Origin of the sequence: Novosphingobium sp. P6W (genome assembly GCF_000876675.2) — a bacterium.
Taxonomy (GTDB): domain Bacteria; phylum Pseudomonadota; class Alphaproteobacteria; order Sphingomonadales; family Sphingomonadaceae; genus Novosphingobium.
Map to the genome: position 1 here is coordinate 1,386,469 of NZ_CP030353.1, position 26,456 is coordinate 1,412,924.

Annotated in this window: 23 protein-coding genes; 12 read left to right on the forward strand and 11 right to left on the reverse strand. The window is 65.7% G+C overall.

Annotation, left to right across the window (positions count from 1 at the left end; all coding sequences use genetic code 11):
* Nucleotides 1–61: 61 nt before the first annotated feature.
* On the forward strand, nucleotides 62–1,399 hold the full coding sequence (locus TQ38_RS22345) for a dicarboxylate/amino acid:cation symporter (protein ID WP_043975484.1): 1,338 nt from the start codon (nucleotides 62–64) through the stop codon (nucleotides 1,397–1,399).
* A gap of 57 nt (nucleotides 1,400–1,456) precedes the next feature.
* Nucleotides 1,457–2,911, forward strand: a complete 1,455-nt coding sequence (locus tag TQ38_RS22350; protein ID WP_043975483.1) for an alginate export family protein — start codon at nucleotides 1,457–1,459, stop codon at nucleotides 2,909–2,911.
* A 59-nt stretch (nucleotides 2,912–2,970) separates the two neighbouring features.
* Here TQ38_RS22350 and TQ38_RS22355 read toward each other — a convergent pair whose 3' ends face one another.
* Nucleotides 2,971–4,194 carry an MFS transporter gene (locus tag TQ38_RS22355; RefSeq protein WP_043975482.1) on the reverse strand — a complete coding sequence of 408 codons (1,224 nt, stop codon included), beginning with the start codon at nucleotides 4,192–4,194 and terminating at the stop codon, nucleotides 2,971–2,973.
* A gap of 129 nt (nucleotides 4,195–4,323) precedes the next feature.
* Here TQ38_RS22355 and TQ38_RS22360 point away from each other — a divergent pair, with 129 nt between their 5' ends.
* Complete coding sequence (locus tag TQ38_RS22360; RefSeq protein WP_043975481.1) at nucleotides 4,324–5,574, forward strand: amidase; 1,251 nt, start codon at nucleotides 4,324–4,326, stop codon at nucleotides 5,572–5,574.
* On the opposite strand, the gene TQ38_RS22365 is transcribed toward TQ38_RS22360, so the two are convergent.
* The 4 genes from TQ38_RS22365 to TQ38_RS22380 form a co-directional block, all read right to left on the reverse strand.
* A complete protein-coding gene (locus TQ38_RS22365; RefSeq protein ID WP_043975480.1) occupies nucleotides 5,571–6,596 on the reverse strand; it encodes a LacI family DNA-binding transcriptional regulator in 1,026 nt (341 codons plus the stop codon). The two genes, TQ38_RS22360 and TQ38_RS22365, sit on opposite strands and share 4 nt — an antisense overlap.
* Before the next feature lie 109 nt (nucleotides 6,597–6,705).
* Nucleotides 6,706–8,325 carry a GMC family oxidoreductase gene (locus TQ38_RS22370; protein WP_043975479.1) on the reverse strand — a complete coding sequence of 540 codons (1,620 nt, stop codon included), beginning with the start codon at nucleotides 8,323–8,325 and terminating at the stop codon, nucleotides 6,706–6,708.
* 12 nt (nucleotides 8,326–8,337) lie between these two features.
* On the reverse strand, nucleotides 8,338–9,669 hold the full coding sequence (locus TQ38_RS22375) for an MFS transporter (RefSeq protein WP_043975478.1): 1,332 nt from the start codon (nucleotides 9,667–9,669) through the stop codon (nucleotides 8,338–8,340).
* Nucleotides 9,666–10,583 (reverse strand): sugar phosphate isomerase/epimerase, encoded by a 918-nt coding sequence (locus tag TQ38_RS22380; protein WP_240198053.1) that lies wholly within the window; start codon nucleotides 10,581–10,583, stop codon nucleotides 9,666–9,668. Before TQ38_RS22380 ends, TQ38_RS22375 begins: the two co-directional genes overlap by 4 nt.
* Nucleotides 10,584–10,598: 15 nt before the next feature.
* Here TQ38_RS22380 and TQ38_RS30125 point away from each other — a divergent pair, with 15 nt between their 5' ends.
* From TQ38_RS30125 to TQ38_RS22395, 5 genes are all read left to right on the forward strand, one after another.
* Nucleotides 10,599–10,862 carry a hypothetical protein gene (locus TQ38_RS30125; protein WP_162792267.1) on the forward strand — a complete coding sequence of 88 codons (264 nt, stop codon included), beginning with the start codon at nucleotides 10,599–10,601 and terminating at the stop codon, nucleotides 10,860–10,862.
* Nucleotides 10,855–11,973 (forward strand): Gfo/Idh/MocA family protein, encoded by a 1,119-nt coding sequence (locus TQ38_RS22385; protein ID WP_043975476.1) that lies wholly within the window; start codon nucleotides 10,855–10,857, stop codon nucleotides 11,971–11,973. Before TQ38_RS30125 ends, TQ38_RS22385 begins: the two co-directional genes overlap by 8 nt.
* Nucleotides 11,974–11,990: 17 nt before the next feature.
* Nucleotides 11,991–13,046, forward strand: coding sequence for a sugar phosphate isomerase/epimerase (locus TQ38_RS22390; protein ID WP_043975475.1), 1,056 nt, complete (start codon nucleotides 11,991–11,993; stop codon nucleotides 13,044–13,046).
* Nucleotides 13,047–13,459: 413 nt separating this feature from the next.
* Entirely contained in the window at nucleotides 13,460–13,750 is a 291-nt protein-coding gene (locus tag TQ38_RS30130; RefSeq protein ID WP_162792351.1) for a hypothetical protein, read from the forward strand.
* 236 nt (nucleotides 13,751–13,986) lie between these two features.
* A complete protein-coding gene (locus tag TQ38_RS22395) occupies nucleotides 13,987–16,407 on the forward strand; it encodes a TonB-dependent receptor (RefSeq protein WP_043975474.1) in 2,421 nt (806 codons plus the stop codon).
* 81 nt (nucleotides 16,408–16,488) lie between these two features.
* Here TQ38_RS22395 and TQ38_RS22400 read toward each other — a convergent pair whose 3' ends face one another.
* A complete protein-coding gene (locus TQ38_RS22400; RefSeq protein ID WP_240198054.1) occupies nucleotides 16,489–17,487 on the reverse strand; it encodes an AraC family transcriptional regulator in 999 nt (332 codons plus the stop codon).
* Between the two features lie 58 nt (nucleotides 17,488–17,545).
* On the opposite strand from TQ38_RS22400, the gene TQ38_RS22405 reads away from it, so the two are divergent.
* Nucleotides 17,546–18,511 (forward strand): SDR family NAD(P)-dependent oxidoreductase, encoded by a 966-nt coding sequence (locus tag TQ38_RS22405; RefSeq protein WP_043975596.1) that lies wholly within the window; start codon nucleotides 17,546–17,548, stop codon nucleotides 18,509–18,511.
* A 63-nt stretch (nucleotides 18,512–18,574) separates the two neighbouring features.
* Here the strand turns inward: TQ38_RS22405 and TQ38_RS30135 are convergent, their stop codons facing one another.
* Nucleotides 18,575–18,742 carry a hypothetical protein gene (locus TQ38_RS30135; protein WP_162792352.1) on the reverse strand — a complete coding sequence of 56 codons (168 nt, stop codon included), beginning with the start codon at nucleotides 18,740–18,742 and terminating at the stop codon, nucleotides 18,575–18,577.
* Nucleotides 18,743–19,063: 321 nt separating this feature from the next.
* Here TQ38_RS30135 and TQ38_RS22415 point away from each other — a divergent pair, with 321 nt between their 5' ends.
* On the forward strand, nucleotides 19,064–19,981 hold the full coding sequence (locus tag TQ38_RS22415) for a ribokinase (protein WP_043975473.1): 918 nt from the start codon (nucleotides 19,064–19,066) through the stop codon (nucleotides 19,979–19,981).
* 87 nt (nucleotides 19,982–20,068) lie between these two features.
* Nucleotides 20,069–20,920: a TauD/TfdA family dioxygenase gene (locus tag TQ38_RS22420; protein WP_043975472.1), complete on the forward strand. Its 852-nt coding sequence runs from the start codon at nucleotides 20,069–20,071 to the stop codon at nucleotides 20,918–20,920.
* A 39-nt stretch (nucleotides 20,921–20,959) separates the two neighbouring features.
* Here the strand turns inward: TQ38_RS22420 and TQ38_RS22425 are convergent, their stop codons facing one another.
* From TQ38_RS22425 to TQ38_RS22440, 4 genes are read right to left on the reverse strand one after another with little or no spacing between them, the layout of a single operon-like run.
* Nucleotides 20,960–22,207, reverse strand: a complete 1,248-nt coding sequence (locus TQ38_RS22425) for a CynX/NimT family MFS transporter (protein WP_052505704.1) — start codon at nucleotides 22,205–22,207, stop codon at nucleotides 20,960–20,962.
* Between the two features lie 43 nt (nucleotides 22,208–22,250).
* On the reverse strand, nucleotides 22,251–23,663 hold the full coding sequence (locus TQ38_RS22430; protein ID WP_043975470.1) for an amidohydrolase family protein: 1,413 nt from the start codon (nucleotides 23,661–23,663) through the stop codon (nucleotides 22,251–22,253).
* Entirely contained in the window at nucleotides 23,651–24,289 is a 639-nt protein-coding gene (locus TQ38_RS22435; RefSeq protein ID WP_043975469.1) for a cysteine hydrolase family protein, read from the reverse strand. The genes TQ38_RS22430 and TQ38_RS22435 overlap by 13 nt, the downstream gene beginning before the upstream one ends.
* Entirely contained in the window at nucleotides 24,282–25,418 is a 1,137-nt protein-coding gene (locus TQ38_RS22440; protein ID WP_043975468.1) for an LLM class flavin-dependent oxidoreductase, read from the reverse strand. The genes TQ38_RS22435 and TQ38_RS22440 overlap by 8 nt, the downstream gene beginning before the upstream one ends.
* A gap of 180 nt (nucleotides 25,419–25,598) precedes the next feature.
* Here TQ38_RS22440 and TQ38_RS22445 point away from each other — a divergent pair, with 180 nt between their 5' ends.
* Nucleotides 25,599–26,423 (forward strand): oxidoreductase, encoded by an 825-nt coding sequence (locus tag TQ38_RS22445; RefSeq protein WP_043975467.1) that lies wholly within the window; start codon nucleotides 25,599–25,601, stop codon nucleotides 26,421–26,423.
* Nucleotides 26,424–26,456 lie beyond the last annotated feature (33 nt).

Below are 26,456 nucleotides of genomic sequence, written 5' to 3' on the forward strand. Positions count from 1 at the left end.
TTGCCCGGCACGAGCACCGCCCCAGGCGCTGCCTTGCCCGAGAGGATGACAGGCGACCGATATGCATTACACACCCACCGACGTTCAGCCCCATGACGGCGCACATCCCGCGCCGCGCCGCTGGTATTCCCATCTCTACCTGCAGGTGCTGGTGGCAATCACGGCGGGTGTCCTGCTCGGGCACTTCTATCCGGTCCTGGGCGAATCGCTGAAGCCGGTGGGCGACATGTTCATCAAGCTGGTGAAGATGGTGATCGCTCCTGTCATCTTCCTCACCATTGTGACCGGCATCGCCGGTATGCGCGATCTTGGATCGGTGGGCCGCGTGGCCGCCAAGGCCTTTGGCTATTTCTTCTTCTTCTCCACCCTGGCGCTGATCGTCGGCATGGTAGTTGCCAACGTGGTGCAGCCGGGCTCGGGCCTCAACATCGACCCCGCCTCGCTCGATGCCGGCAAGGTGGCTGAATATTCCGAGAAGGCGCACGAAACCTCGCTGGTCGGCTTCCTCAATGCGATGATCCCGGACACGCTGGTGTCCTCGCTCACGCAGGGCAACATCCTTCAGGTCCTTGTCGTCGCGATCCTGTTCGGCATTTCGCTGGCCTCTATCGGTGAGCGCGGCGAGCGTATCCTCTCGATCCTCGAAGACGTCTCGGTCGTCGTCTTCAAGCTGGTGTCGATCGTCATGCGCGTGGCGCCGATCGGTGCCTTTGGCGCCATGGCCTTCACCATCGGCAAGTACGGTGTGGGCAGCCTGGCCAACCTCGCGGCGCTGGTGGCGACCTTCTATGCAACCTCGCTGATCTTCGTGCTGGTGGTGCTGGGCGCCGTCGCCCGCCTGTGCGGCTTCTCGATCTTCCGCCTGATCGGCTATCTCAAGGGCGAATTGCTGCTGGTGCTGGGCACGTCCTCCTCGGAAAGCGCGCTGCCTGCGCTGATCGAGAAGATGGAGCGCGCCGGTTGCCCCAAGGCGATCGTCGGCCTCGTCGTCCCCACCGGCTACAGCTTCAACCTCGACGGCACCAATATCTATATGACGCTGGCAGCGCTGTTCATCGCGCAGGCCTGCAACGTGGACCTGACCATCGGCCAGCAGCTGCTTCTGCTGGGCGTGGCGATGCTTTCGTCCAAGGGCGCGGCGGGCGTGACCGGTGCGGGCTTCATCACCCTGGCGGCCACCCTTTCGATCGTGCCTTCGGTGCCGGTCGCGGGCATGGCGCTGATCCTGGGCGTTGACCGCTTCATGTCCGAATGCCGCAGCCTCACCAACTTCATCGGCAATGCGGTGGCGACGGTGGTGGTCTCGCGCTGGGAAGGCAAGCTGGACCACGACCAGCTGGATGCCGCGCTCAGCGGGACCACGCTGGCTCTGCCCGCCCACGCCGTTCCCGCCGAATAAACGCGGCCCGAGATAACAAGCGCGCCCGATAGAGGCGCGCGCACCGGGAGACCCTCGATGACTACCGTTTCTGCGCGGCTGTTTGCCGCCACCCTTTCGCTCGCCTCCGTCATGGCCCCTGCGCTGGCACACGCCGAAGACAAGAAGGCTGAATATCCCGCCTCCTACAACGGCGACGGGGCCGTCACGGGCGGCTACAGCCTCTCACGCTGGGCCGAGGACTGGACCTCGATGCGCGATGCGAAAAAGCGGGACGACCTGCTCGACCGACTGAAGTACCTGCCGCTGGACGAAGATGGCGACATCTACCTCACCCTCTCTGGCGAGCTGCGCCTGCGAGTGAACGAGACGACCAATCCGAACCTGCGCGAAGCCGATGCCCAGCGCCAGGACATCACCCGCATCGTCGCTGGTGCGGACCTGCATGTCGGTGAGCACTTGCGCGCTTATGGCGAGCTTGCCCACGGCGGCATCGGCGGGCGCAACCTTGGCGTGCCATCCACCTCGCTGCGCAACGATCTGGTGATCCAGCAGTCCTTCGTGGAAGCCAGCGGCGAGATCGGCGGCATCGACGTCGGCGTGCGCTATGGACGGCAGGAGTTCACCGATGGCCCCAACCTGCTGACCTCGCAGCGTGACAACAATACGATCCGCTACACACTGAACGGCGTGCGCGCATGGGCGCGCGGGCGGACGGTGCGTGCAGGCGTGTTCGATTTCCGTCCCACCGCCTACGGCGACCTCGGCACGGCGGACGACGTCAACGATCCCGCGCGCCGGTTTTCGGGCGGGAATCTGGGCTTCGTGCTGCCCAAGACGTTCCTTGGCGGCTCGCAGCTATACCTGGATACTTTCCTGTGGCGGCGGCAAAACGATGTCGGGGCCTGGGGCGGGCGGATCGGTCCGGCCACCCGCTATTACCTTGGCGCGGAGCTGCGCGGGGACGTGGGGCCGGTCAACGTGGACTGGTCGGTGAACCACCAGTGGGGGACCTATATCGACCAGGATATCGACGCCTGGCAGGCCTTCATCGCCACCACTTACCGGCTGGGCAAGGCCAAGACCGCGCCGCGCGTGGGTGTCCACGTCGACTATGCCAGCGGCGGGGGCGGCTACGGCGACGGCAAGCTGCGCAATGCCTATTCGCCCTTCGGCAACAACATCTACTTCAGCTACCAGCTGTACCTCACGCCCTCGAACCTGGTCGCGGTGACGCCGAACGTCAGCTTCACCCCGTTCAAGAACGCCCGCGTCACAGCGGAATACGAGCTGGCCTGGCGCGATAACGTCTATGATGCGGTCTACCGCGCCAACGGTCAGCCCTTCGCGGGAACGCAGAACGGGCAGTCGCGCAAGATCGCCGATCTCGCGCGGTTGCAGTTGGTGTGGTCGATCACGCCGCGCGTATCGTTCACCGGGCGCTACGAGCATCTGGCGGCGGGTCCGGCGCTGACCGATGCGGGCTATCGCAGCTCGGACTTCCTTGCCGGCTGGGTCAGCTTTCGCTTCTGACACCCAAACCCCCGCCCGCTCGTCCCGAGCATGTCGAAGGAGGAACGGGCGGGGAGATATCAGCCCTTGATGGCGGCGCGGGCGGCGATCACGGCGCCCAGCGCGGCAACCCAGCTGACCAGCAGGAAGCTGGTGCCGTAATCGCCGCACCATGCATAGATCGTCGCCATCGCGGCAGGGCCGATCATGACGCCTAGGAACGTGTAGACCAGGGCGCCGCCGATCACGCGGCCTGCGTCTTCGGGGGCGCAGTGGTGGGTGCATTCGGCCATGACCACGCCGTTCCACCCGCTCATGCAGAAGCCGAACAGGCACAGCACCGCGATCTGGACCCAGACCGGCAGCGCGTCGAGCTGCCACAGCGCGATCATGCAGCCCATCGACACCGCGCCGATCAGCGCCAGCACCGCAAAGCCGCCGAAACGGTCGCCAAGACCGCCCCATGAGACACGGCCCAGGGCTCCGCACGCCTGCAGCGCTCCGGCAACAAGCCCGGCCTGAACCAGCGGCCAGCCATGATCGACCAGCATGATGACCGCGAATGCGGACAGCGAAAGCTGGAGGGAGGAGTAGAGCATTCCCAGCACCGCCAGCGCACGTAGCGGGGCACTGCCCCAGATGATGCGCTGCTCGTAAACGAAGTTGGGCCACAGGGCGACGCTGGCGGGGCGGGCGGGCCGGGGCGGGCCGCCCTTCAGCGCCAGCACGCCGATCATCGCGAAACAGGGAATGGCAAGCAGGGTCAGGGACAGCTGCCAGCCCAGCACCGGGGCCATTGCCGGCAGCAGCAGGCTGGCCAGCACGCCGCCGATGGGCACGCCGGCCTGCTTGATCGAGAAGATCAGCGAACGGCGGTGCGGCGGCGTCACCGCGCCCAGAATCTGCGCGCTGGCGGGGTTCTGCACCCCATAGCCGGTCCCGATGACGATCGAGGCAAGCACCGCGACCCACGGGTTCGCGCTTGCCAGCAGCAGCAACGCGGCGCCGAAGCAGCCCAGCGCCAGTTGCTCCACCTGCACCGGCCCGCGGTGCTGGATCAGGGTTCCCGCCACGGCCGATGCCAACATGCCGGCGGCATAGATCACGCTGATCTGATAGCCGACGTAGTGCGGGGCAAGCCCGAAATCAGGCGCGACCAGCGGCGCGATGCCGGTGAGTGCCAGCGCGGTCACCGTCGATAGGATCTGGATCGTCGTCGTAGTCGCCAGCGCGGCGGCGATCGACGGTCCGGCCGAAGGTCCGCGTGAATGCGGGGCCGCTTGGGGGCTAGCAGGCTGGGTCATTGCTGCACCGCATAATGTAATGCTTTACACAAGCCAAGCGGGAAGTCACAGTGCTCACCTGTCATCAAGCCCTGCCTATGCATGTCCAGCGCGTGCAGGCGCGGTCTTCCTTGAGGGATTCGTTGATTCATGGTCCAGAGCGCCTACTCCTCCGCCACCGCGAATGTCCATGCTGCATTGCGGCGCATCTCCGCGCGCGATGCACGGGTGCGGGCGTGGCTTCATGTCGATGACGTCGGCGCGCTGGCGGCCGCGCAGGCTCTGGATGCGCAAGGCGGCGCTAATGGGCCGTTAGCGGGGGTTTGTGTAGGGGTTAAGGACGTCATCGCCGTCGCCGGAATGCCACTGACGCATAATTCGCCGCTGTTCACAGGCTTCGTGCCATCCGAGGATGCGGGCTGCGTCGCTACCTTGCGCGCGGCAGGTGCGGTGATTCTGGGCAAGACCGACACCACTGAATTCGCCGCAGCCGGGCGCAATGCCGTCAGCGCCAATCCTCATGACTTCACGCGAACGCCGGGCGGTTCCTCAGCCGGTTCGGCGGCGGCGGTAGCGGATGGGCATGTGCCGCTGGCGCTGGCAACGCAGACCGGCGGATCGACCATCCGCCCCGCCAGCTTCTGCGGTATTCACGGCTTCAAGCCGACTTGGGGCCTTGTCAGCCGCGAAGGGGTGAAGATGTACGCCAACAGTCTGGACACCGTAGGCTGGTACACCCGCGACCTGGACTTGTGCGACCGGGTCTGCGCGGTTTTCGGGCTGGCCGAGGCGCCGCCGCTCGGGCCGCAGCCCTTGCGCATCGGCGTTTTCCGTACGCCGTGGTGGGATGAGATGACGCCGGGCGGCAAGGCCGCGTTCGACGGCGTGGCCGCCGCGATGGCGGGGGCCGGGGTGGTGATGGTCGATATCGACGCGCTGCCTGAATTCGAACATCTCAACCACGATCACCGCGCGATCCTGTTCCGCGAAGGGGCCGCAGCGTTCCTCAGCCTCGCCCGATCGCGGCCGGACCTGCTCCATGCCGACTTCCACCTGCGCGTCGATGCGCTCGCCAGCTATCCCGACGCGCGCCTGCGCGAAGCTCATGACCGTGCCGCTGCCGCGCGGACGGGGTTTGAGCGCGCGATTACGGGGCTGGATGCAGTGCTGGCGCCCAGTGCGCCGGGCATCGCGCCGCGGGGCCGGTCGCCGGGGGAGCCGAAGTTCAACCAGCCCTGGACGCTGCTACACGCGCCTGTCGTCAACCTGCCGCTGGCGCAGGGAGAGGGCGGGATGCCCATCGGCGTGTCGCTGATCGCGCCGCGTTATGCCGACCGGCGGCTTGTGGCGGTCGCGCGCGAGGTTGAAGAACGGCTCGGCTTGGCGCGCCCTTCGGCCTAGGCCTTGCGCCGCTTTTTCGGGGCGGCGGTGGACTTGCGCACGATCAGGCGGTGCGGCAGGATCACCTCGCGCGAGGCACTGACCTGATCCGGCTGGAGCAGCGAATCCAGCATCAGCCGCATCGCCGCCTCGCCGATCTCCACCGTCGGAATGTGGACGGTGGTGAGCGGCGGGCTGGAGAAGGCGCCGAAGCGCAAATCATCGAAACCGGTGACGGACATTTCGTCCGGAACGCTGATGCCGCGCTGTTGCAGCGCGCTGAGCGCACCCAGCGCCATTTCATCGTTGGCACAGGTGACGGCGGTGAACTGCGGGTCGGCGTCCAGCAATCGCAGCATCGCGTCGTAGCCCGACTGGAGCGAGAAATCGCCGGTGGCGATGATCGCCTCGTCCACCTCGATGCGTGCCCGCAGCAGGCCCAGCTTGTAGCCGGAGAGGCGGTCCTTCGACATGAACTGGTCAAGCGGACCGGTGATCGCGGCGATGCGGGTATGGCCCAGTTCCGCAAGGTGCCCCACGACCAGCGCGCTGGCCTCATGATCGTCGGTGCGCACGCGGGGCAGGGTGATGTCCGGCGGATATTCGCAGGCCGCGACCAGCGGGGGCATCTTGCTTTTGGTGGGAGGATTGCGGACGATATCGGGCAAGGACTTTTCCAGCAGGATCATGCCGTCGGCCTGCTTGCCCGCGATCATCGAGACGTATTTGTTGAGGGTGTCGATATCGCCCTCTGTAATGCCCAGCAGCACGCGCATCTTGTTCGCCCGCGCCACGTTCTCGATGCCCTCGACGAAGGCGGAGGTGAACGGGTTGAAGATGCTGGGAACGGCGACGATGACGTTGTCGCTACGCTGGCGGCGCAGGCCGGCGGCGAGGTGGTTGGGTTCGTAGTTGAGGTCGGCGATGGCCGCCTCGATCCGCTCGATGGTGGCAGGGCGCACCAGCGAAGGCGTGCTCAGCGCGCGCGATACCGTTGCTACCGAAACACCCGCGACGCGGGCGATGTCCTTGATGTTCGCCATATGATGTAAACGTTACATTTGCGATCGGCTTGCGGCAAGCGCGGGTGTTGCATGAAGTGCAATTCGTTGTGGGGTGCGCGCGGTTCGTCGGGCGCACCGCCCCTTTCGGTCAGCGCTCGCCCGCGATCACTTCCGCCGCGCGCCAGGCGAAGGCCATGGCCGGCCCGTTGGTATTGCCCGAGATCGCGGTAGGCATCGCCGAGCAATCCGCCACGTAAAGTCCGCTTACGCCGTGGACGCGGAGCCCCCCGTCTACGACGTTGGCCGCCGCATCCGGCCCCATGCGGCAGGTGCCGGTGCCGTGCAGGCCCGTGGAGATCATCCAGTTGGCGGCCTGCTGGATTTCCTCGTCACTTTGCACTGCGGGGCCGGGCGCGGTTTCCTCGCCCACGTAGGGCGCGAGGGCGGGCTGGGCCATGACTTCGCGCACCTTGCGGATGGCGCGCTGGATGGTCACGCGGTCTTCGGGGACGGAGAACCACTGCGGCACCAGTCGCGGCGATACGGCAGGGTCGGTCGAGGCGATCTCGACATAGCCGTGGCTGTTCGGGCGAAGGCAGAATGCGGTGGCGGTGATGCCGGGTACGCTTTCCGTCTGGCCGCGCCCGGCCTCGGGCTTGTCGTCTTCCGATTGGGCCATGGAATAGGGCGATATGCCGATCTGGAGGTCCGGCCAGTCCTTGTCAGCCTCGATCGAGGCCATGACCGAGACTTCCGGCAGCAGGGAGGCCATCAGGCCCTTGCCGCCCAGCATGTAGCGCAGCCCGTGCATATAGGCGCGCCAGCCCCGGAATTCATGATTGAGGCCGCGCGCTTTCTTGAGCCGCCATGACAGCGCGACCATCATGTGCTCGTTCATGTGGCGGCCGACGTGCGGGTTTTCGTGGACCACCTCGATGCCGTGGCGGCGCAGGACTTCGCCGGGGCCGATGCCGGAAAGCTGCAGCAGCTTGGGGCTTTGCAACACGCCTGCCGACAGGATGGTGCGCGGCGCGGTGAACGTCACGTCGCGGCCGCCCATATCGACGAGGACGCCGGTGGCCTGCTTGCCCTCGAACGTTACACGGCGGACCAGCGCGCCCGTCAGGATCGTCAGGTTGGCCCGCTTTTGCGCCTGCTTGAGGAAGGCGGTATAGGCGGTGACGCGGTTGCCGCGCGCATCGACGGTCTGTTGGGTCCGCCCGGCGACCTGGGTGCCAGGCGTGTTGACGTCGGGGTGGACGGGAATGCCCGCCTCGCGCGCGGCTTCCAGAATGGCGCCGGTCAGCACGGCGTCGCCCTTGGGCACTTCGGTGACCTGCATCGGGCCGCCCTTGCCGCGCTGGCCGTAGCCGGTTCCCCGGAAGTCTTCGAGTTCGCGGTAGCAGCGCTCTATCTCGGACCAGTTCCAGCCCTTGTTGCCCAGCGCTTCCCAGGCATCGAAATCGCGCGGCTGGCCGCGGAAATACCAGGTGCCGTTGACCGCGCTCGATCCGCCCAGCCCCTTGCCGTAGTACCAGGTTTCGCCGGCGGGACGTTCCCCCTGCTGCTCGGCCGGGAAGGGCCAGTACCACTTGGGCTTGGTCCAGATCTTGACCATGCCGCGCGGCATGCGGACCATGAATTCGTCGTTGCGGCCGCCTGCTTCGAGCAGCAGCACCTGTTTGCTGCCGTCGGCGCTGAGGCGCTCGGCAAGGACGCATCCGGCCGAACCGGCGCCAACGATGATGTAGTCGAACTGGGTGCGCATTTCGGGTCTCGATCAGGCGGGAGCAGCATCGCCGCGCGTATAGGCGGGGGCAAAGCGGAACAGCAGAAGCGACAGGCCCATGGCCACATAACTGGCGGCGGGCAGCCAGACGTGGCCAGCCATCACGGCTGTGACCACGGCGGGCGTGGCAGCGGCCTTGGCGTCGTAGGCGGCAAGGCTAAGGAACCACGCACCGGCCGCACCGCCCACGCTCATGCCCAGCTTCACGCCGAAGCTGGAGGCGGCGAACAGGAAGCCCTGCGCCCTGAAGCCCGAGCGCCATGCGCCGTAGTCGACCGCATCGGCCATCAGCGAGAACAGCAGGCCGCCGATCAGGCCCTGACCCATATAGGCGACGACATTGGCGGTAATCAGCCATGCGTGGCTGTCGGACAGCGGCATCAGCGCGGTGAACAGCGTGGCCACGCCTGCGCCGATGGCGCCGGTCATGCGCTTGCCGATGGCATTGGCGCATACGCCCGCCAGCGCCGTACCGATCAGCACCGCCAGCATCGTCAGCATCAGGGTGGAGGTGAATTCGGCATCGCCCAGCACGTTGTTCGCAAAATATACGAAGGACTGGATGTGGCCGGTAAAGCCGATCCAGAAAAAGAAGTTCACCAGCATCGTCGCGATCCACGGCCAGTTGCCCTTAGTGGCCTCAAGCGACTGTGCGGTGGTCAGTTTGGCGACGCTGGCGTCCACCTCCACCCGTTCGCGTGTATTGGCGAAGGCATTGAGCATGCACACCAGCGTGATGACGCCCGTGATCGCGGCGAGAACGAGGAAGCCATGTGCCTCGTCGCCATTGCTGAATGCCTTGATGAGCGGGAGCGCGGCATAGCCGATGCCGACGGTGGCGGATGATCCGATCACTTCGCGCAGGGCGTTGATGGTGTTGCGCTGGCGCGGATCGCGGGTCAGCGTGGGCAGCATCGAATTCAGCGGCAGGCTGACGGCGGAATAGAGGATGCCCATCAGCGTGTAGCTGACGAAGATGAAGGCGATCTTCTCCCAGCCTTGCAGCGGCGGCGCCCAGAACACGATGGCGCCGCATACTGCGAAAGGCACGGCCAGCCATAGCAGGAACGGACGATGCTTGCCCCAGCGCGTTTCGGTGCGGTCGATCAGCAGGCCCATCATCGGGTCGAAAATCGCATCGACGCAGCGCGCGATCAGGAATAGCGAGGCAACGGTGCCGGCGCTGACGCCGTAGATGTCGGTATAGAAATAGAGCAGGTAGGCATTGGTCATGCCGAACGGCAGGTTGATCCCGAAATTGCCCAGCGCATAGCTGAGCTTTTCGCGCCAGGTCAGGGCGCTGCCGTTCAGGCTGCCGCTCATGCCGGGCAGCCGACGCGCGAAGGGGTCAGGCGTTCGAGCACGGCGCGCGCGAATTCCAGCGACTTGCGAGTCTCGGTAAGCGGGTCCGGCACGGCGTCGATCTCCAGGATGGCCCAGTTCTGGCTGGTGCGGCGCACCATCAACTCCGCCCATGCGTCGAAGTCCACCTTGCCATCGCCGATCGCGCAGAAATAGGCGCGGTGGGCGTGGTGGATGGCGTGATCGATGGGGATGTTGATCGGCATGGGGCCGGTGGCGTCCTTCCAGTGGGCGATGACCACGCGCTCGGCATGGCGCGCGACGATGGCCGCCGGATCGCCGCCGGAAAGCAGGATATGGGCGCTATCGGGACAGAATCCGACATAGACCGGGTCGGTCAGCAGCAGCAGCAGGTCGATATCGCGCGGCTGGCAGAACATCGAATGCGCCTCGGTGTGGAGCGCCAGTCGCACGCCGTGGCGCAGCGTCACCGCGCCCAGCCTGTTGGCGAAGTCCGCCGCCTTCTGCGCCAGGTCTAGGCCGACGAAGACCGGAGGCTGGGCATCCCAGCTGGTCCGCATCGGCAGGCCGATGACCATGACGTCGGCGCCCCACCCGGCAAGGGCCTTGGCCAGTTCCTCACCCTTGGCGAGCCAGCGGGCCTCGGTTTCGGGCTCGGCCCAGCCGCCATTGGGGCCGCCCTCGATGGCGATGTCGGCGAAGAAACCGCTGGCGATGGCCAGCCCCCGGCGGTCCAATTCGGCCTTGGCGGCTTCATGCGATCCGTAGGCGGCGATCAGGCCGTCCGCGCCGAAGGGAGCGAAGGTCATCTCGATACCGGTGACGCCGCTCTGCTCCAGCGTATCCAGCATCCGATCCCAGAATGGGCGCGGCTGGGCATTGCCGAAGGCGACCACCTCGTCTTCACTCGTCATCCCCCAGAATCCGGGATGAAAGAACGTGATGAGATCGACACCGAACGAAAGCATTTGACGGATTTCCTGCCTGAAGCGAAGCGACAGGGTCGACCCGTGCCACGCCAATGTAAACCTTTTCTTTTTAAAAAAGCCTCAATCCTCGCAGCTTGTCAAGATGCCCTCGGCGCAGGCTTGCCCAAATGGCGGGTTTCTGGCTATCAATGGGCTGTTATCGTTTTCATTGGGGCAGCAGCAACCTGCCGAATCGACCCTGAAAGGACGTATATCCATGGCTGATCGTATCCGCATGGGCCTCGTCGGTGGCGGGCCCGGCTCATTCATCGGGCCGGTACACCGTATCGCTGCCGAACTGGACGGCGAGATCGCGCTTGTCGCGGGCGCCTTCAGCCGAGATGCGCAGCGCAGCGCAGAGGCCGGGCGCGGCTACGGCATCGCGCCGGAACGCGCCTATCCCTCGATCGAGGCCATGCTGGAAGCCGAGGCGGCCCGCGCCGACGGCATCCAGTTCGTCACCATCGCCACGCCCAACTTTCATCACTTGCCCGCCGCCTGTGCCGCGATGCGCGCCGGGATCGCGGTGATCAGCGACAAGCCGATGACCGCGACGCTGGAACAGGCGCGTGAACTGGCGGCCGCGCTCGCTGCCAACCCGGTGCCTTACGCGCTGACGTATACTTATTCCGGCTACCCGCTGGTGCGCGAAATGCGCGAACGCATTGCCGCAGGCGCGATCGGCGCGGTGCGCAAGGTCGTGGTGGAATACAACCAGGGCTGGCTGGCCGGAGCGGCAGAGGGCAAGCAGGCCGAATGGCGGCTGGACCCGGCGCGTTCGGGTGAGGGCGGCTGCATCGCCGACATTGGCGTCCACGCCTTCCATCTAGCCGAATTCGTCACCGGACTGCGCGTCAGCCGCATCAATCCCGACCTTGGCACCGTGGTGCCGGGCCGCGCGCTCGACGATGATTGCCAGATGTTCCTGCGCTTCGAAGGCGGCGCGCGGGGGTTGCTCTCGGCCTCGCAAGTGATGACGGGTGAGGGCAACGACCTTGCCATCCGCATCTACGGCGAAACCGGCGCCCTGCGCTGGAGCCAGGAAAACCCCAACCGCTTCGAATGGCTGAAGAGTGAAGGCGGCATGGAAGTGGTGCGCGCCGGCGATCCGGGGCTGTCCGCCGTCGCCATGCGCGGCACACGTCTGCCGGGCGGTCATCCGGAGGGGCTGCTGGAAGCGCTGGCCAATCTCTACCGCGATTTCGCGCGGGACCTGCGCGGAGAGGGCGGCTCACTGGTGCCGGGCATCGAGGATGGCCTGCGCGGCATGGCGCTGGTTGCCGCCGCCGTGGCCGCCAGCCGCGACGAAAGCGGCTGGGTCGATCTCAAGGTTTGAAAGAAGGATTTTCGCAAATGAAGACGATCAAGGGTCCGGGCATCTTCCTCGCCCAGTTCGTGGGCGATGATGCGCCTTTCAATTCGCTCGATTCGATCGCGGAATGGGCAGCGGGACTGGGCTACAAGGGCCTGCAGATACCCAGCAACGACAGCCGGTTGATCGACCTTGAAAAGGCGGCGGAAAGCCAGGATTACTGCGACGAAGTGCTGGGCACGCTGGCCGCTCACGGGCTGGAGCTGACCGAGCTTTCCACTCACATCCAGGGCCAGCTTGTTGCTGTGCACCCGGCCTATGACGCCGCGTTCGATGCCTTCGCGCCGGAGCATGTGCGCGGCAACCCCGGCGCGCGCCAGCAGTGGGCGGTGAGCCAGTTGGAAATGGCGGCGCGCGCCAGCCAGCGGCTGGGCCTGACCACTCACGCCAGTTTCTCGGGCGCGCTAGCATGGCCCTATTTCTACGCCTGGCCGCAGCGCCCGGCGCAGCTGGTGGACGAGGCTTTCGCGGAGCTGGCACGGCGTTGGCGCCCGATCCTGGACCGCTTCGACGAAGCCGGTGTCGATATCGGCTTTGAACTGCACCCCGGCGAAGATCTGCACGACGGCGTCACCTTCGAACGCTTCCTGGAAGCCACCGGCAACCACCCGCGCGCCAATATCCTCTATGATCCCAGCCACTTCGTGCTGCAGCAGCTCGATTACCTGGGTTTCATCGACATCTATCATGAGCGGATCAAGTGCTTCCACGTCAAGGATGCAGAGTTTCGCATGTCGCCCAAATCCGGCGTCTACGGCGGTTATCAGGGGTGGGTCGACCGTCCGGGGCGGTTCCGCTCACTAGGCGATGGGCAGGTGGACTTCACGCAGATCTTCTCGAAGATGGCGCAATACGATTTCGCCGGCTGGGCGGTGCTTGAATGGGAGTGCGCGCTCAAGCATCCCGAAGTTGGCGCAGCGGAAGGCGCGCCCTTTATCGACCGGCACATCATCCGCGTAACCGAACATGCCTTCGACGACTTCGTCAGCGGCAATGATGACATGATACCCGATTTCAGCCGGATGGGCCTTGCCTGACCGCAGTCCCCGGACAAAGCGATGAAACCCCGGGGGTTGCGGATAGCCCCCGGGGTTTCTTTTGTCTTCTGCGGTGCGACCCGAGAAGGCTCGGCGCCGTGGCGTCGGCAGGTGCAGAGGGAGGAGAGTGCACCCGCTTCGCCGTCAGGCCCCACAAGGGGGGCTTCAGCGCTTGAACGAATCAATACATGTAAACGATATCATCTGCAAGCTGTCTGAAAGCGCAGTAAATCCCGCAAGAGGACGCAATAAGCGCAGTGCCGGCGGGCCGGGTTACATGTTGGGCAGCGCTTGCCGTTCACGTAGTTACGCCCATCTGTGACGGCCTTTCTCGATCCGGGCGTCTTAGTGATACCCGGCCGGATGGCCCTCTGATCTGGGCCCCAGTCTGCGCGTCGATGGCCAGGAAGTACATGGACTCCTCCGATACGACCGTGCTGGCCGCTGCCGCCGCGTTCGAGCATCCCGGCACCGGGCGCTTCTGTGGCCGCAGGCCGGAGCAGTCCGAGTATGACGGTTTCTTTGCGCAAGGTGCCCCGCCATTTGATCGCGAGCGCACGCAGGCACTTGCTGCTTGCGCCGCGCCGGAAATCGCCGAAGCTGGATGTACAAGGCGCGGTGATGCTGAACTAACAGTCTTGCCCGACCCGAAGTATCAGTACACGAGCAGTTCCAGGCGCATGGAAGATAACCATGCCAGTTAAACAATAAAAATCAGGGAAGTAGTGCAGGCTGGCTGCGGTGGTGCACAGGAACATCGCAGCGCGGGATTGCAGGTGCTGGCGGGCTTTGCCGGCGCCTTGCATGAAGGCCGGGCATCAATCCGGACGATCCAGCCGGGAAGAGGATATTCAGAATCTGAAGGGCGGTGGAAACGCGCGCATCCATTGCGGTGCGCCTCCAACGATGGGGGGTTATTGTGATCACGAGAACTCGATTGATGAAATCCACGGGTGTCTCCGTCCTGGCGCTGCTTGCCGCGACGTGCCCTGCCCATGCCTGGGCGGAAGAGGCTGGAGCGGCAGCTGAAGCCGAAGCGGCAGATGCAGCGGCCGACGGTTCCGGCGGCAGTGGTTCAAGCGGCGGCCTTCAGGAGATCGTCGTTTCCGCCGAACGCACCAACATCACTTTGCAGAAGGCATCCCTTTCGGTTTCCGCCGTCACCGACGACACGCTCAAGAAAGCGAACATCACCGAGATCACCGGCCTCAACGGCAGCGTTCCGGGTCTGGTGATCGCCAAGAGCGGCGGCGGCGAGCGCAATATCTCGATCCGTGGAATCGGTACGGCAACGCCCGAGAACCCGAATACCCAGCCCGGTGTCTCGTTCCACATCGACGGCGTCTACATCTTCAACTCGATCGCCGCCAACGCCGCCTTCATCGACGTGTCGCAAGTGGAAGTCCTGCGCGGCCCTCAGGGTACGATGTACGGCCAGGGTTCGACCGGCGGCACCATCAACGTCGTCTCCAAGCAGCCTGAACCGGGCGTGCTGTCGGGCTCGGCCAATGTCGGTTACGGCAATTACAACCTGCTCAAGGCCGATGCCGCGCTTAACGTTCCGATCGGCGAGACGATCGCGGTGCGCGGTGCCGTCCAGCGTTACCGCCACGATGGCTATGCCAAGGCGACATCGGTTGCGGGCGATCCTGGGTACGAACTGGACAACGCCAACGACTGGGGCGGCAAGCTGGCGGTCAAGTGGCAGCCCAGCGACCGGGTCTCGGTGCTGCTGAGCACCATCCAGTACAAGGGCGACGCAAATGCCACGGCGCAGAAGAATATTCTCGACCCCGATCCCGACCCGCGCAGGCTGACGCAGGATTATCCGGGCAAGACCTATATCCGCACCGAGCTCTATTACGGCGTCGTCAAGTTCGACTTGGGCGCGGCGACGTTCAACTCCATCACCAGCTATCAGAAGCTGCACAGCAAGCTGTCATGGGACAGCGACGGGCTGAACACCGACCTGTTCTTTGCCCTCACCGAAGGCATTCAGCCCGGCACCGGCGTGCGGTACGACCATACCGCGCTGTGGGAACAGAATACCACATCGTGGACCCAGGAATACAACCTGGCGTCAAACAACGATGGGCCGTTCCGCTGGATCGTCGGCGCGGTCTACCTGCATTCCAAGAACCAGAGCTACATCAACGAATATCGCTCGCGGATCGGTGACGGGCTTGATGCGCCGCTGCCGGACAACGCTGCGTACAACGACCCGCTGGTTTCCCGTCTGACTTATGCCGAGCTCTCGTCCATCACCCGCGAGGCTTACGCGGGGTATGCTCAGGGCAGCTACGAACTGACCGACAAGCTGACCGTCACGGCCGGCATCCGGTACAACCACGACAAGTATTCGGGCGTAAGCGACAGCCTCTCGGGCGGCTCGACCAGCAATACCTCGGGCGCTTTCCTTCAGCCCACGCCCGGCGTCGGCACCACCACCCAGCGCATGACCGGCAAGTTCGCGCTGGACTATGACCTGACGCCGGAAAACATGGTCTATGCCAGCTTCACGCGCGGCTTCAAGCCGGGCGGCATCAACAGCTCGGCAGCGCAGGGCAACAGCTCGTTCACGGTCTTCGGGTTCGAGAACGGTACCAAGCCGACCTTCAAGCCGGAAACCCTGGACTCGATCGAGGTAGGCTCGAAGAACCGCTTTTTGAACAACACGTTGCAGATCAACGCTTCGGCATTCTACTATTTCTACAAGAACCTGCAGTTCCTTGAAGACGATGCGATCCTTTATTCCGAAGGAATCAGCAACGGACCCAAGGCCGAAGTCTACGGCGCCGAGCTTGAGATGGACTGGAAGGCCACTTCGCACTTGCGCTTCGAAGGGTCGCTGTCGCTGCTCCACAGCAAGTTCACCGGGGATTACCTGGCGCTCGACCCGACGGCGGCGGACGCGGCCCAGGCAGCGGCCGGTTATGCCGGCAACCTGTTCTACACCAACTTCTTCGGAGCCTCGCTGGCACGCGAAAGCGCGCGGGTGAACATCAAGGGCAACAAGCTTCCGCAGATGCCCACCGTGCAGGGTTCGGCGGCGGTTTCGTGGACCGGGCAGGTCGGCCCTGGCGAATTCACGGCCCGCGCGCAGTACATCTATCGCGGCAAGTTCAATTCGCGCGCCTTCGCCGTTCCGGTGCAGGACGATACGCCGGACTACTCGCAAGTGAACCTCTTCGCGAGCTACGCGCTTGGTGAAACTGGTCTCAGCATATCGGCGACGGTGACGAACCTGTTCAACAAGGACGGCGTCAATTCACGCTTCACCGACCCTTACGGCAGCGGGCAGGTGTCCGACACCTACATCCCGCCGCGCCAGGCGATCTTCTCGGTCGGCTACGCCTTCTGAGCCTAGCGCGAAAACTGTTGAGGAAAGGGCCGTCGCCGCAAGGTGGCGGCCCTTTCGCATTTGTGAAAAGACCGCAAGGGTTCAGATCGAGCCGAGCACTTCGTCGGGGATGCCGTTCATCCGCGCCGCATCGCGCGAAGGCGGGGCGCCGAACTGCCGGGCATATTCGCGGCTGAACTGCGAGGCGCTCTCATAGCCCACGGCGAAGGCGGTGCGGGCGGCATCGTGGCTGGTCGCCAGCAGCCGGCGCGCCGCCTGAAGGCGCAGCGTCTTCTGATATTGCAGCGGACTCATGCCGGTTACGGCCTTGAAGTGGCGGTGGAACGAGGGGATGCTCATGCCCGCGATCCCGGCAAGATCCCCGGTGGGGAGCGGCTGGTCGAACTGGCGGCGGATACACTCTATCGCCCGGCGGATGCGCGACAGGCGGCTGTCCTCGCGGCCCACCTGCCGCAGCATCGGCCCGTGGTTGCCCTGCAGCAGGCGGTACAGCACTTCCCGTTCGCGCGCGGGACCAAGGATGGGAATGTCCGCCGGGGTATCGAGCAGGGCAAGCAGCTGGTCCCAGGCGTCGAGCAGTTCGCTGGTCACCGGCGCCACCCCGAAGCCTGCCGCCGGGGGCGTTGGCGGCGCCGAGGGCAGCTGTGCGAGCAGGTCGGACAGCACCGTGCGTTCCAGCGCGAGGCTGGTGACGACATAGGGCTGCGCGTCGGAGGCTTCCATCACGCAGCCGGTGGCCGGCAGTTCGAGCGACGTAACGAAACAGCTGGCGGCGTCATAGCGCAGGACGCGGTCCCCGATCATCACCTGCTTGGCGCCTTGCAGCACAAGGCAGATCATCGGCTCGTAAACCGTGCTTACCGGCGTGCTGCTTTGGCTGGAAACGCCCAGGCCCAGGCGGGGGACCGGCGTTTCCAGGCGCAGTCCATCGGTGTGGCGGCGGACCCGGGCGGCCATGCGTTCGAGCAATTCCTGCATGGCGGCAAGATCGCACCGCGCCGCCTTCGTTTCAAGCGGGCTGATAGGATCAGGCAAGGCGTTGATACGATCGGGCACCGGGATCAGGCGCGCTCCGGCCATATGCGGGGCAGGGCCGCAAAGCCGCGCCCGGACATATATTGCCTATCAGGAGATGGACATGACCAGTACTTTCGGCGCTACCTCGACGACGGATGACGTGCTTGCCGGCGTCGACCTTGGCGGCAAGCGCATACTCGTGACCGGCGCCTCCGCCGGGCTGGGGGTGGAGACCTGCCGCGTGCTTGCGGCGCACGGCGCAAACGTGGTGGGCGCCGCCCGCGACCTGGGCAAGACTACGCAGGCGACGGCGGGCGTGCGCGAGGCGGCCGAGCAGGGCGGCGGCAGCTTCGATCTTGTCGAACTGGACCTCGCCTCGCTCGCCAGCGTGCGGGCCTGCGCGGATGCGCTGGTGGCCGACGGTACGCCTTTCGACATCGTGATCGCCAATGCCGGCGTGATGGCGCCGCCGCTGGGCCGCACCGCTGACGGTTTCGAAACCCAGTTCGGCACCAATCACCTGGGCCACTTCGTGCTGGTGAACCGCATTGCCGGGCTGATCCGCGAGAATGGGCGGCTGGTGAACCTTTCGTCCGCCGGGCACCGGTTTTCCGACGTCGACCTCACCGACCCCGGTTTCGAGCAGACCGCCTACGATCCGTGGATCGGCTATGGCCGTTCCAAGACCGCAAACGTGCTATTCGCCGTGGAGTTCGACCGGCGCCACCGGGATCGCGGCGTGCGCGCGGCGGCGGTCCATCCGGGCGGCATCCGCACCGAACTGAGCCGGCACATGTCAGAGGCCGACGAGGAAGCGCTGATCGCCTCGCTCAACGCCACTCAGGCTGCTGCCGGACTGCCGCCCTTCGCCTACAAGTCGATACCCCAGGGCGCGGCGACGTCGGTATGGGCGGCCGTGGTTGCCGACGCCGAAGCCATCGGCGGGCGCTACTGCGAGGATTGCCACGTCGCCGAGTTCCAGGACAGCGAAGGCATTCGTGCCGGCGTGCGCCCCTATGCGCTGGACGCGGACCGCGCGCAGGCGCTCTGGGCCAAGAGCGAGGAACTGGTTTCCGAACGCTTCTGAAGCGGCGAAGGGCGGGATTTGCATCCCGCCCTTCATTCCATTCCGGCCCGGTACTCGGCGCGATCAGTTGACGTGGAGTTTGTGCCGGCGCCAGGCGTGGTCAGCGACAAGGCCCATGGCGGCCATCGCGCCGCCGGTCAGACCCGCCGTACCCAGGGCGACAATCACCGGTTGCGCAAACCCTGCAAGCGCGCGGGCACGTTCGTTGAAGGGTTCGATAAGGCGGGTCATGTCATTGCTCCTGCGCGGTGGTCCGGTGTCTCGGCCCTCAAGCTGCGCCGTGAGCCATGGATAGGCTTGTTCGGCATTCCAAATAACTGGGATAAAGTTGCAGGATTTGTTCAAGTAATCGGAACAAGGTGCCGGACCTCACTTCGCTCGAAGTGGGATTCGGCACCGAGATCATCGGTCGAGGCATGTTGCATCTTGCGCACCGGCGCTTTGTTCGACGACACTCGCCATATCCGCGAAATGCACCGGAACCGGGTCAAGGGGGACAGTCCTTGAGCCGGTGCCGGCTTTATCAAAAGCGGGGTTGTTCAGGGGTATGGTATGAGCGTCAGTGTTTTCGGTTCCCTCAATCTCGACATCGCCCTGCGCCTGCCGGTCCGTGCCGCATGGGGGCAGACCCTGCTGGTGAATGAGGGTGAGCAGGCGGTGGGCGGCAAGGGCCTGAACCAAGCGGTAGCGGCTGCGCGCTTCGGTTCGGCCACGCACATGGCGGGCGCTGTCGGCGGCGATGCGGCAGGCGTGATGCTGCGCGATGCGCTGGAGGCCGAGGGCGTCGACACCGCGCATGTCGAAGTACTCGAAGGCCGCGGCAGCGGGCGGGCGACGATCCTGATCGAGCCGGGCGGCGACAACATCATCGCGGTAGAAGCGGCCGCCAATCTCTCGGCGCGCGCTGCGGTGGCGCTGGCGGCGCTCGACGCCGAAACGCGGGTGCTGCTGGTCCAGCTGGAAACCGATATCGACGAAATCGCCGCGCTGCTGGCCAGCGAGGCGGCGGCACCGGTGCGCAAGATCCTCAACGCCGCCCCGGCCATCCTGCCGGGTTCGCGGCTGTTCGACTTGTGCGACATGCTGATCTTCAACCAGACCGAATTTGCCGATTACCTCGGCCTCGACCGGGAGCCAGAGGGCCTGGACGACCTTCTCGTCTCGCGCCGGTTGCTGACCCGGCCCGATCAGGCGGTGGTAGTGACGCTGGGCGCGATCGGATCGGCTGCGGTCTGGGCCGACCGGGCGATTTTCGCCCCGGCCATCCGTGCGGAAACGGTGGTGGACACCAGCGGCGCGGGAGACTGCTTCTGCGGCGTTGTGGCGGCCTGTGTCGATCAGGGCATCGGGCTGGAGGACGCCTTGCGGCTGGCCAATGCAGCAGCGTCGATCTCGGTCGGGCGGCGGGGTGCGGCGCCGTCCATGCCGCGCCGGGCAGAAGTGGACGCGCTGGTGGCCGCGCTCGCCTGACGGGAAGGAATAAGGCGCTCACACGCAAGAGCGCGGCGGACGGCGCGTTAGAATGCGGCCCCATCAGGCAGGAAACAGGAGGCATTGATGGACGTCGTGGCTGAACACAGGGTCGAAGCGGGGACCGGCTATCGGCTCATCACGGTAGAGAAGCTCAACCCCACGATCGGCGCCTATGTGAGCGGCGTCGATCTGACCCAGCCGTTCGGCGAGGACGTGGCCGACGAACTGCGCCGCGCGCTGGCGGAAAACCTGGCGATCTTCCTGCGCGACCAGCCGATCGATTTCGCGGCGCACCGCCGCCTCGCCGCCGTGTTCGGAGAGGCGCATGTCGCCCCCAGCACCAAGCCCTGGCGCGTGCCCGGCTTCGACGAAATCACCAGGATGCACGCGGACGAGAACTCCACCTACGTCGCGGGAGAGGACTGGCATTCGGACATGAGCGCCGACCCCGAGCCGCCGATGGGTTCTCTGCTTTACCTGCACACGATCCCGCCGCTGGGCGGTGATACCGTGTTCGCCAGCATGTATGCGGCGTGGGATGCGCTGTCGGCCCGGATGAAGGCGCAGCTTGAAGGGCTTAGCGCGGTCCACGATGCGGTAAAGGCGTTTGGCGGACTGGTGCCCAAGGGCCAGGAATTGCCGTGCACCTCGCACCCCGTCGTGCGCATCCATCCGGTGACGGGGCGCAAGGCGCTTTACGTCAACCGGGGCTATACCACGCGGATCGAAGGGATTTCCGAGAGGGAAAGCGAGGCTCTGTTGAGCTTCCTGTTCGACCATGTGCAAAGCCCGATGTTCCAGTGCCGCTTCACATGGAGCCCGCACGCCATCGCCATCTGGGACAACCGCTGCGGCCAGCACATGGCGATCTGGGACTATTTCCCGCAGGTCCGCTCGGGCTACCGCATCCAGGTCAAGGGCGAGAAGCCGGTTTGAACGCTGATGGTCGTCCCGGACGCGGGTCCGGGACGACCATCAGCTTTCGGCCGCCAAGGTCCCCTGAAACCGCGTCTTTGCGGCGGGCTTGCGCAGCACCGCCACCACGCAGAACAGCACGGCGCTGACTGCGGCCAGCCCGAAGAAGATGCCCGAGAAGCTGCCCGTCTGGTCCTTGATCGCCCCGCCCAGCGCCGGGCCGAGTGCGGCGGAGGTGGAGACCGCCATCATGATCGAGTACAGTTCGAGCGACGCTTTCTGGCCGAAGTATTCCTGCAGCAGCATCACCGTGCTGACGTAGCTGAAACCCAGTCCGCCGCCGAAGGCGATCATCCACAGGACCAGCACCAGCGGCCCATCGGCCACCGCCAGCAGCGCAGCTGAAAAGCCCAGGCATCCCAGCGAGAACATCGTCAGCGCGCGCGCCGAGGTCTTCTCGCCAACGATCCCCGCCAATGCCGAGCCTACTGCGCAAACCAGCGCCGAAAGGCTGATAAGCTGAGAGGCGCGGTCCTGCGCGATGCCGTGTTCGAGGAGGTTCTGATAGGCGAAGCCGTGCGTGGTCGTGTTGATCGCCAGGCAGGCGGTATAGGCGCCGACCACGATCCAGAACTGCACTGTGCCCAGCGCCGCGCGCACGGTCCATTCGGCGGGCGCATCCGCGGACGGGGCGTGCGGTTCCTCGGGGCCGGCAAGGCGCAGGCGGCTGGCGACGATGGTGCTGAAACCGCCGATCACCACCGCTGCAATGGCCAGCATCATCCAGTAGGCGCGCCAGTCCATTCCCGCCGACTGCGAGCTGTAAAACAGCATCGGCCCGGCGACCGCGCCAAGGTTGCCGATGGTGAAGTACAGCCCCAGCACCGTCGAGCGGCGCCTGAACGTGCTGGACAGGACGTGGACCGCAGGCACCGTTCCGCAGAAGCAGTACCCCACACCCAGCAGTGTGGTGCCGAGGTAATAGGTCATCACCCCGGTCGAGGCATAAAGCAGCCCGAACCCGGCAAAGAGGATCACCGTACCTGTCAGCAGCGTGCGCCCTACGCCCAGCTTGCGGATAGTCCAGGCCGGCGCCAGGCTGATGATCCCGCAGGCGGTGCCCAGCAGGGTGAAGCCGAAGCCCGCCTGCGCCCACGACATGCCGAATTCCTGCACCATCGAAGGGATGACCATCCCCAGCGAGTTGAAGGTGCCCGCCGACAGCAGAAAGTACATCAGGCACAGCGCCTGCAGCACGACGTAGACGAGCAGCCGGGTGTTCATCGGGGCTTTCAAGGGCATGTTCATGGCGTGATCCCCAGCGGGCTTGAAGAGAAAGCGGCGGCCGGGCTCATAGCACCGGCCACCGGCAGGGAACGGTCTTTCCAGCGCGCGCAAGCAGCGCCGGGGCGGCGGCTTCCACTTCGGCGAGGATCTGCTCCTCGTCGATGGTGGTCGCACGGTAATTGTCTACCAGACGGCGCCCGTCGACCCAGACCGAATGGACGCCGCGTCCGTCAGCCGACCAGACCAGTTGGTTGACCACGTTGAGCAGCGGCGTCCATTCCGGGCGCTGCCGGTCGTGGGCCACGAAGTCGGCCTTCTTGCCCGGCTCCAGGCTGCCGATCAGGTGGCTCATCTGTGCGCCGGCGGCGCCGTTCACGGTGGCGAATTCCAGCACGTCGTAAGCCGAGAACAGGCTGGAATCGCGCCGAGCGTCCTTGAACAGACCGGCGGTCACGTACATCGCGCGCATCATGTCGGCGGCGTTGCCGTTGTTGTTACCGTCCGTGCCCAGCTGGATGGGCACCCCTGCCGCCGCCATTTCCGGGAACAAGCCTGAATGGCTGGCCCCGTAAGCGCCCTTCATCGCCGTCATCGGGCAATGGGTTACATGGGTGCCGGTGCCGGCCAGCAGGCCGACTTCTTCGGCATCGAGGAAGATCGCATGGGTCAGCGACAGATGATCTCCGAGCGCTTCGATGTCGGCAAGGTGGGCGATGGGCCGTTTGCCGGTTGCGGCGAGGTAGAAATCGGGGTCCTGCGGGTCCGGGCTCATATGCGCGGTAACCCCGGCGCCGTGGTCCCTGGCGAGGCTGGTGGCCGCTCGCCACAAATCGTCGGTGGCGGTGGAATGGCCGACCAGCGCGGGCCATGCGGCCAGCAGTGGGTCTCCGGCGCAGGAATAGCGCTCAACCTCGCGCTGCAGGGTGTCGATGGCCCTGGCGGTTAGCGCGGCCTGGTTCTCGGCCGGATCGAAGGCGCGGTCCTGTGCCCACTGGCCGATGCGCCCGCGAATGCCGGTTTCGGCAAGGCCGTCGTGGACCGCGTGAAGGTCGAGGATGGTGCCGGCCTCGACGAAGCAGGTGGTGCCGGTGCGCAGCATCTCCAGCGCGGCGAAGCGGGCGGAAAGGCGTTCCTCTTCCGGCGTCTGGGCCATGTCGATGGGGATCAGCCAGCCCATCACGTTGGTTTCCCAGTCCGCATCGTCAGGCACGGCGCCGCGCGTCAGCGGCTCGCCGGTGGTGTGGACGTGGCAGTTGACGAAGCCGGGCGTGAGCACAAAGCGCGAGCCGTCGATCACCTCGCGGGGGCTGACTGCGGCCTCGATCTCGGCGCTGGGCCCTACGGCATGGATGCGGTCGCCGATCACGGCAAGGGCGCCGTCGCGGTAGATGCGCCGCTCTGCGTCCATGGTGACGATCCACGCGCGGCGGATCAGCAGGTCGACCGGGACCGGATCGCCGGGCGTCAGGCCGACCATGCCGCCACCACAGCGTCTGTCGTCACCAGCAGCGAGGTATGTTCGTTGAGCGCGGCCAGGGCGTGGACGTGCAGCGCCTCGTCGAAGCTGGCGCAGGCGTCAGATACCACGAAGGTATGGAAATCGCGGTGGAAGGCGTCGCGTGTGGTGGAATCAACGCAGCAATCGGTGGTGAGGCCGGTCATCACCAGCGTGTCGATCCCGCGCGCGCGCAACTGTTCCTCGAAATCGGTGCCGTGGAAGCTGGAATAGGCCAGCTTGCCCACCTCGATGTCGCCCGGCTCGGGGGAAACGCGGTAATAGTCCTCGCCGCCGCTGCCGATGCGGCAAATGCCCTCGCTGCCCGGCGTGCCGCGGCGGGCCATCCAGGTTTTCAGCGCGTTGGAATCGGTTTCGGGCCGGGTCATCACGCGCATGAAGCCCACGGCCGCGCCGGTCTTGCGGGCGGCGGCAATGAGGGTTTCGATCTTGTCGATGGCCGCTTCGGCGGGGGACATGTCGGTGCCGTAGCGGCCGATGAGCCCCTCGGGAGAAGCGAAGTCCACCTGCACGTCGACGACGATCAGGGCGGTGCGCTGCGGCGCGATCATCTCGCCCGGCTGGGCGACGTGGGGAAGATCAGCCATTCGCGGCCTCCACTGCCGCGATCTGCGCGGGGAAGCGCTCACGCAGAACCGGCAGCACCTTTTCGCCGAAGACCGGCAGCGAGGCGTGATAATCGGGGAAGATCAGCATGAGCCCATCGAGCGAGGTGTTCTCGAAGATCGCGCTCAGGCGTTCGATCACCGTTTCGGGCGTGCCCAGCACATGCGGGGTCATGAAGGTGGAGCGGGCCTTCTGGGTGAAGGCGTTTTCCTTGCCGATCTCGCTATCGAGAAAGCCGTAGGCGCGCATCATGCCGTGCAGGGCGCCTTCGTCGAACCCGGCGCGAAAGTGCGCGGCGGTTTCCTCGGCTTCGGCGTCGGTCTCGCCGAAGACCACGGTCATCATCGAGTACGTGCGAATCTTCGCGCCCAGCGCCGCCGCACCGGCCTTGGCATCGGCGCTGGCCTTGGCCAGTTCCTCGACATTGCCGCCCGAGAGGAACAGGGCGTCCATTTCGTTGGCGGTGAACTCGATCCCGACCTTCGATGTGCCGGCGCAGACCAGGAACGGCGGACTGGCGGGCTTGGGATCGGAGATGCAGTCGTCGAGGGTGAAATACTTGCCGTGGCTGGTGACCGACGGCTCGGTCCACAGCGCCTTGATCGCCTGTATCCATTCGGTCGCCAGGACGTAGCGCTCGTCGTGGTCGACGCCTTCGGGCCATGCGCCCATCTGCGCGAATTCGCCCTTGTAGGCGCCGGTGACGACGTTCAGCCCGGCGCGGCCGTGGCTGATCTGGTCGAGCGTGGCGATCATCTTGGCGGTGACGGCGGGGTTCTGCAGGATCGTATGGACAGTGGCCCAGACTTTCACGCGGCTGGTCGCCTGCGCAAGGCCGGCCATCATCATCGGCGAATCCAGACTGGCGCGCCAGTGCTCGGTCTCGCCGCCGTAGCCCCGGTATTTCGCCATCGCCATGATGAAGTCGAGGCCGATATCCTCGGCCAGCTTCGCGGCTTTCAGGTTATAGTCGTAGGAGCCGTCGAGCGTGGGGGCGTTCTTCGACAGGATCCAGCCGCCGTTCGCCATCGGCATGAAGATGCCAAGGTCCCGCCCGCCGGTGTCGGACGGCAGGCCGAATGTTGCCGGTCTGGATTGGCTCTGGCTCATGTGGCTCCCCTGAAAGGCCGTATTGCTGCTGGGTGCAGGCTAGAATGGGGTGCGCATGCGATCTTGTCACCCTGCGCCCGCGCTCTTGTCGCACGATCAACATGGCGGGCGCGGGCGGTAAAGATGTGGCGGGGCAGGGCGCGGTAGGCCACACCGCATCAGGCACGAGGGAGATCGAACGTGAGCAACTGGTTCATCACAGGCGTAAGCACCGGCCTTGGCCGCGCGATCGCGAGCGCGGCGCTGGCAGCGGGGGATACCGTGGTCGGCACGGTGCGCAGCGCTGATGCGGCCGCCTCGTTCGAGGCGCTTGGCGAGCGCGCCATCGGCATGGTGCTGGACGTGACTGATGCGGCGGCCGTCACCGCCGTGGTCGATGCGGCCGAGGCGCGGACCGGCGGGCTGGATTTCATCGTCAACAATGCCGGCCTTGGCTATACCGGCGCGGTCGAGGAGACCCCGATCGCGGATGCGAAGGCGCTGTTCGATGTGAATGTCTGGGGCGCGCTGGCCGTGATCCAGGCAGCCTTGCCGCACCTTCGCAGCCGAAAGGCGGGTCATATCGTCAATGTCGGCTCGATCAGCGGCATGGCCTGCTGGAACGGAACCGGCATCTACGGCGCCACCAAGTTTGCGCTGGACTGCATCGGGCGCACGCTGGCGCAGGAAGTGAACCCGCTGGGCATCAAGGTGACGAACGTGGCGCCGGGCGGAATGCGTACCGAGTTCGCCGCCTCGCGCCTGTTGGGGGCAGAGCCAAGCATCGCCGATTATGCGGAGACGGCGCATGTCGCGCGTGAGGTGCTGACCGGGCACCACGGCGAGGAGCCGAGCGATCCCGACCTTATTGCAGCGGCGATCCTGACTGCGGTGACATCGAGCGAGCCGCCGCTGGTCCTGCTGCTGGGCACCGACGCGCTGGGTTATGCCACGCGCGAGTTCGCGATGCTGGGCGAGCAGTTCGAGACGTGGAAGCACCTGACGACGTCGGTTGGGGCGGAGTAGCGGGCTGCCCCTGCGGTACAAGCATCGTCACCC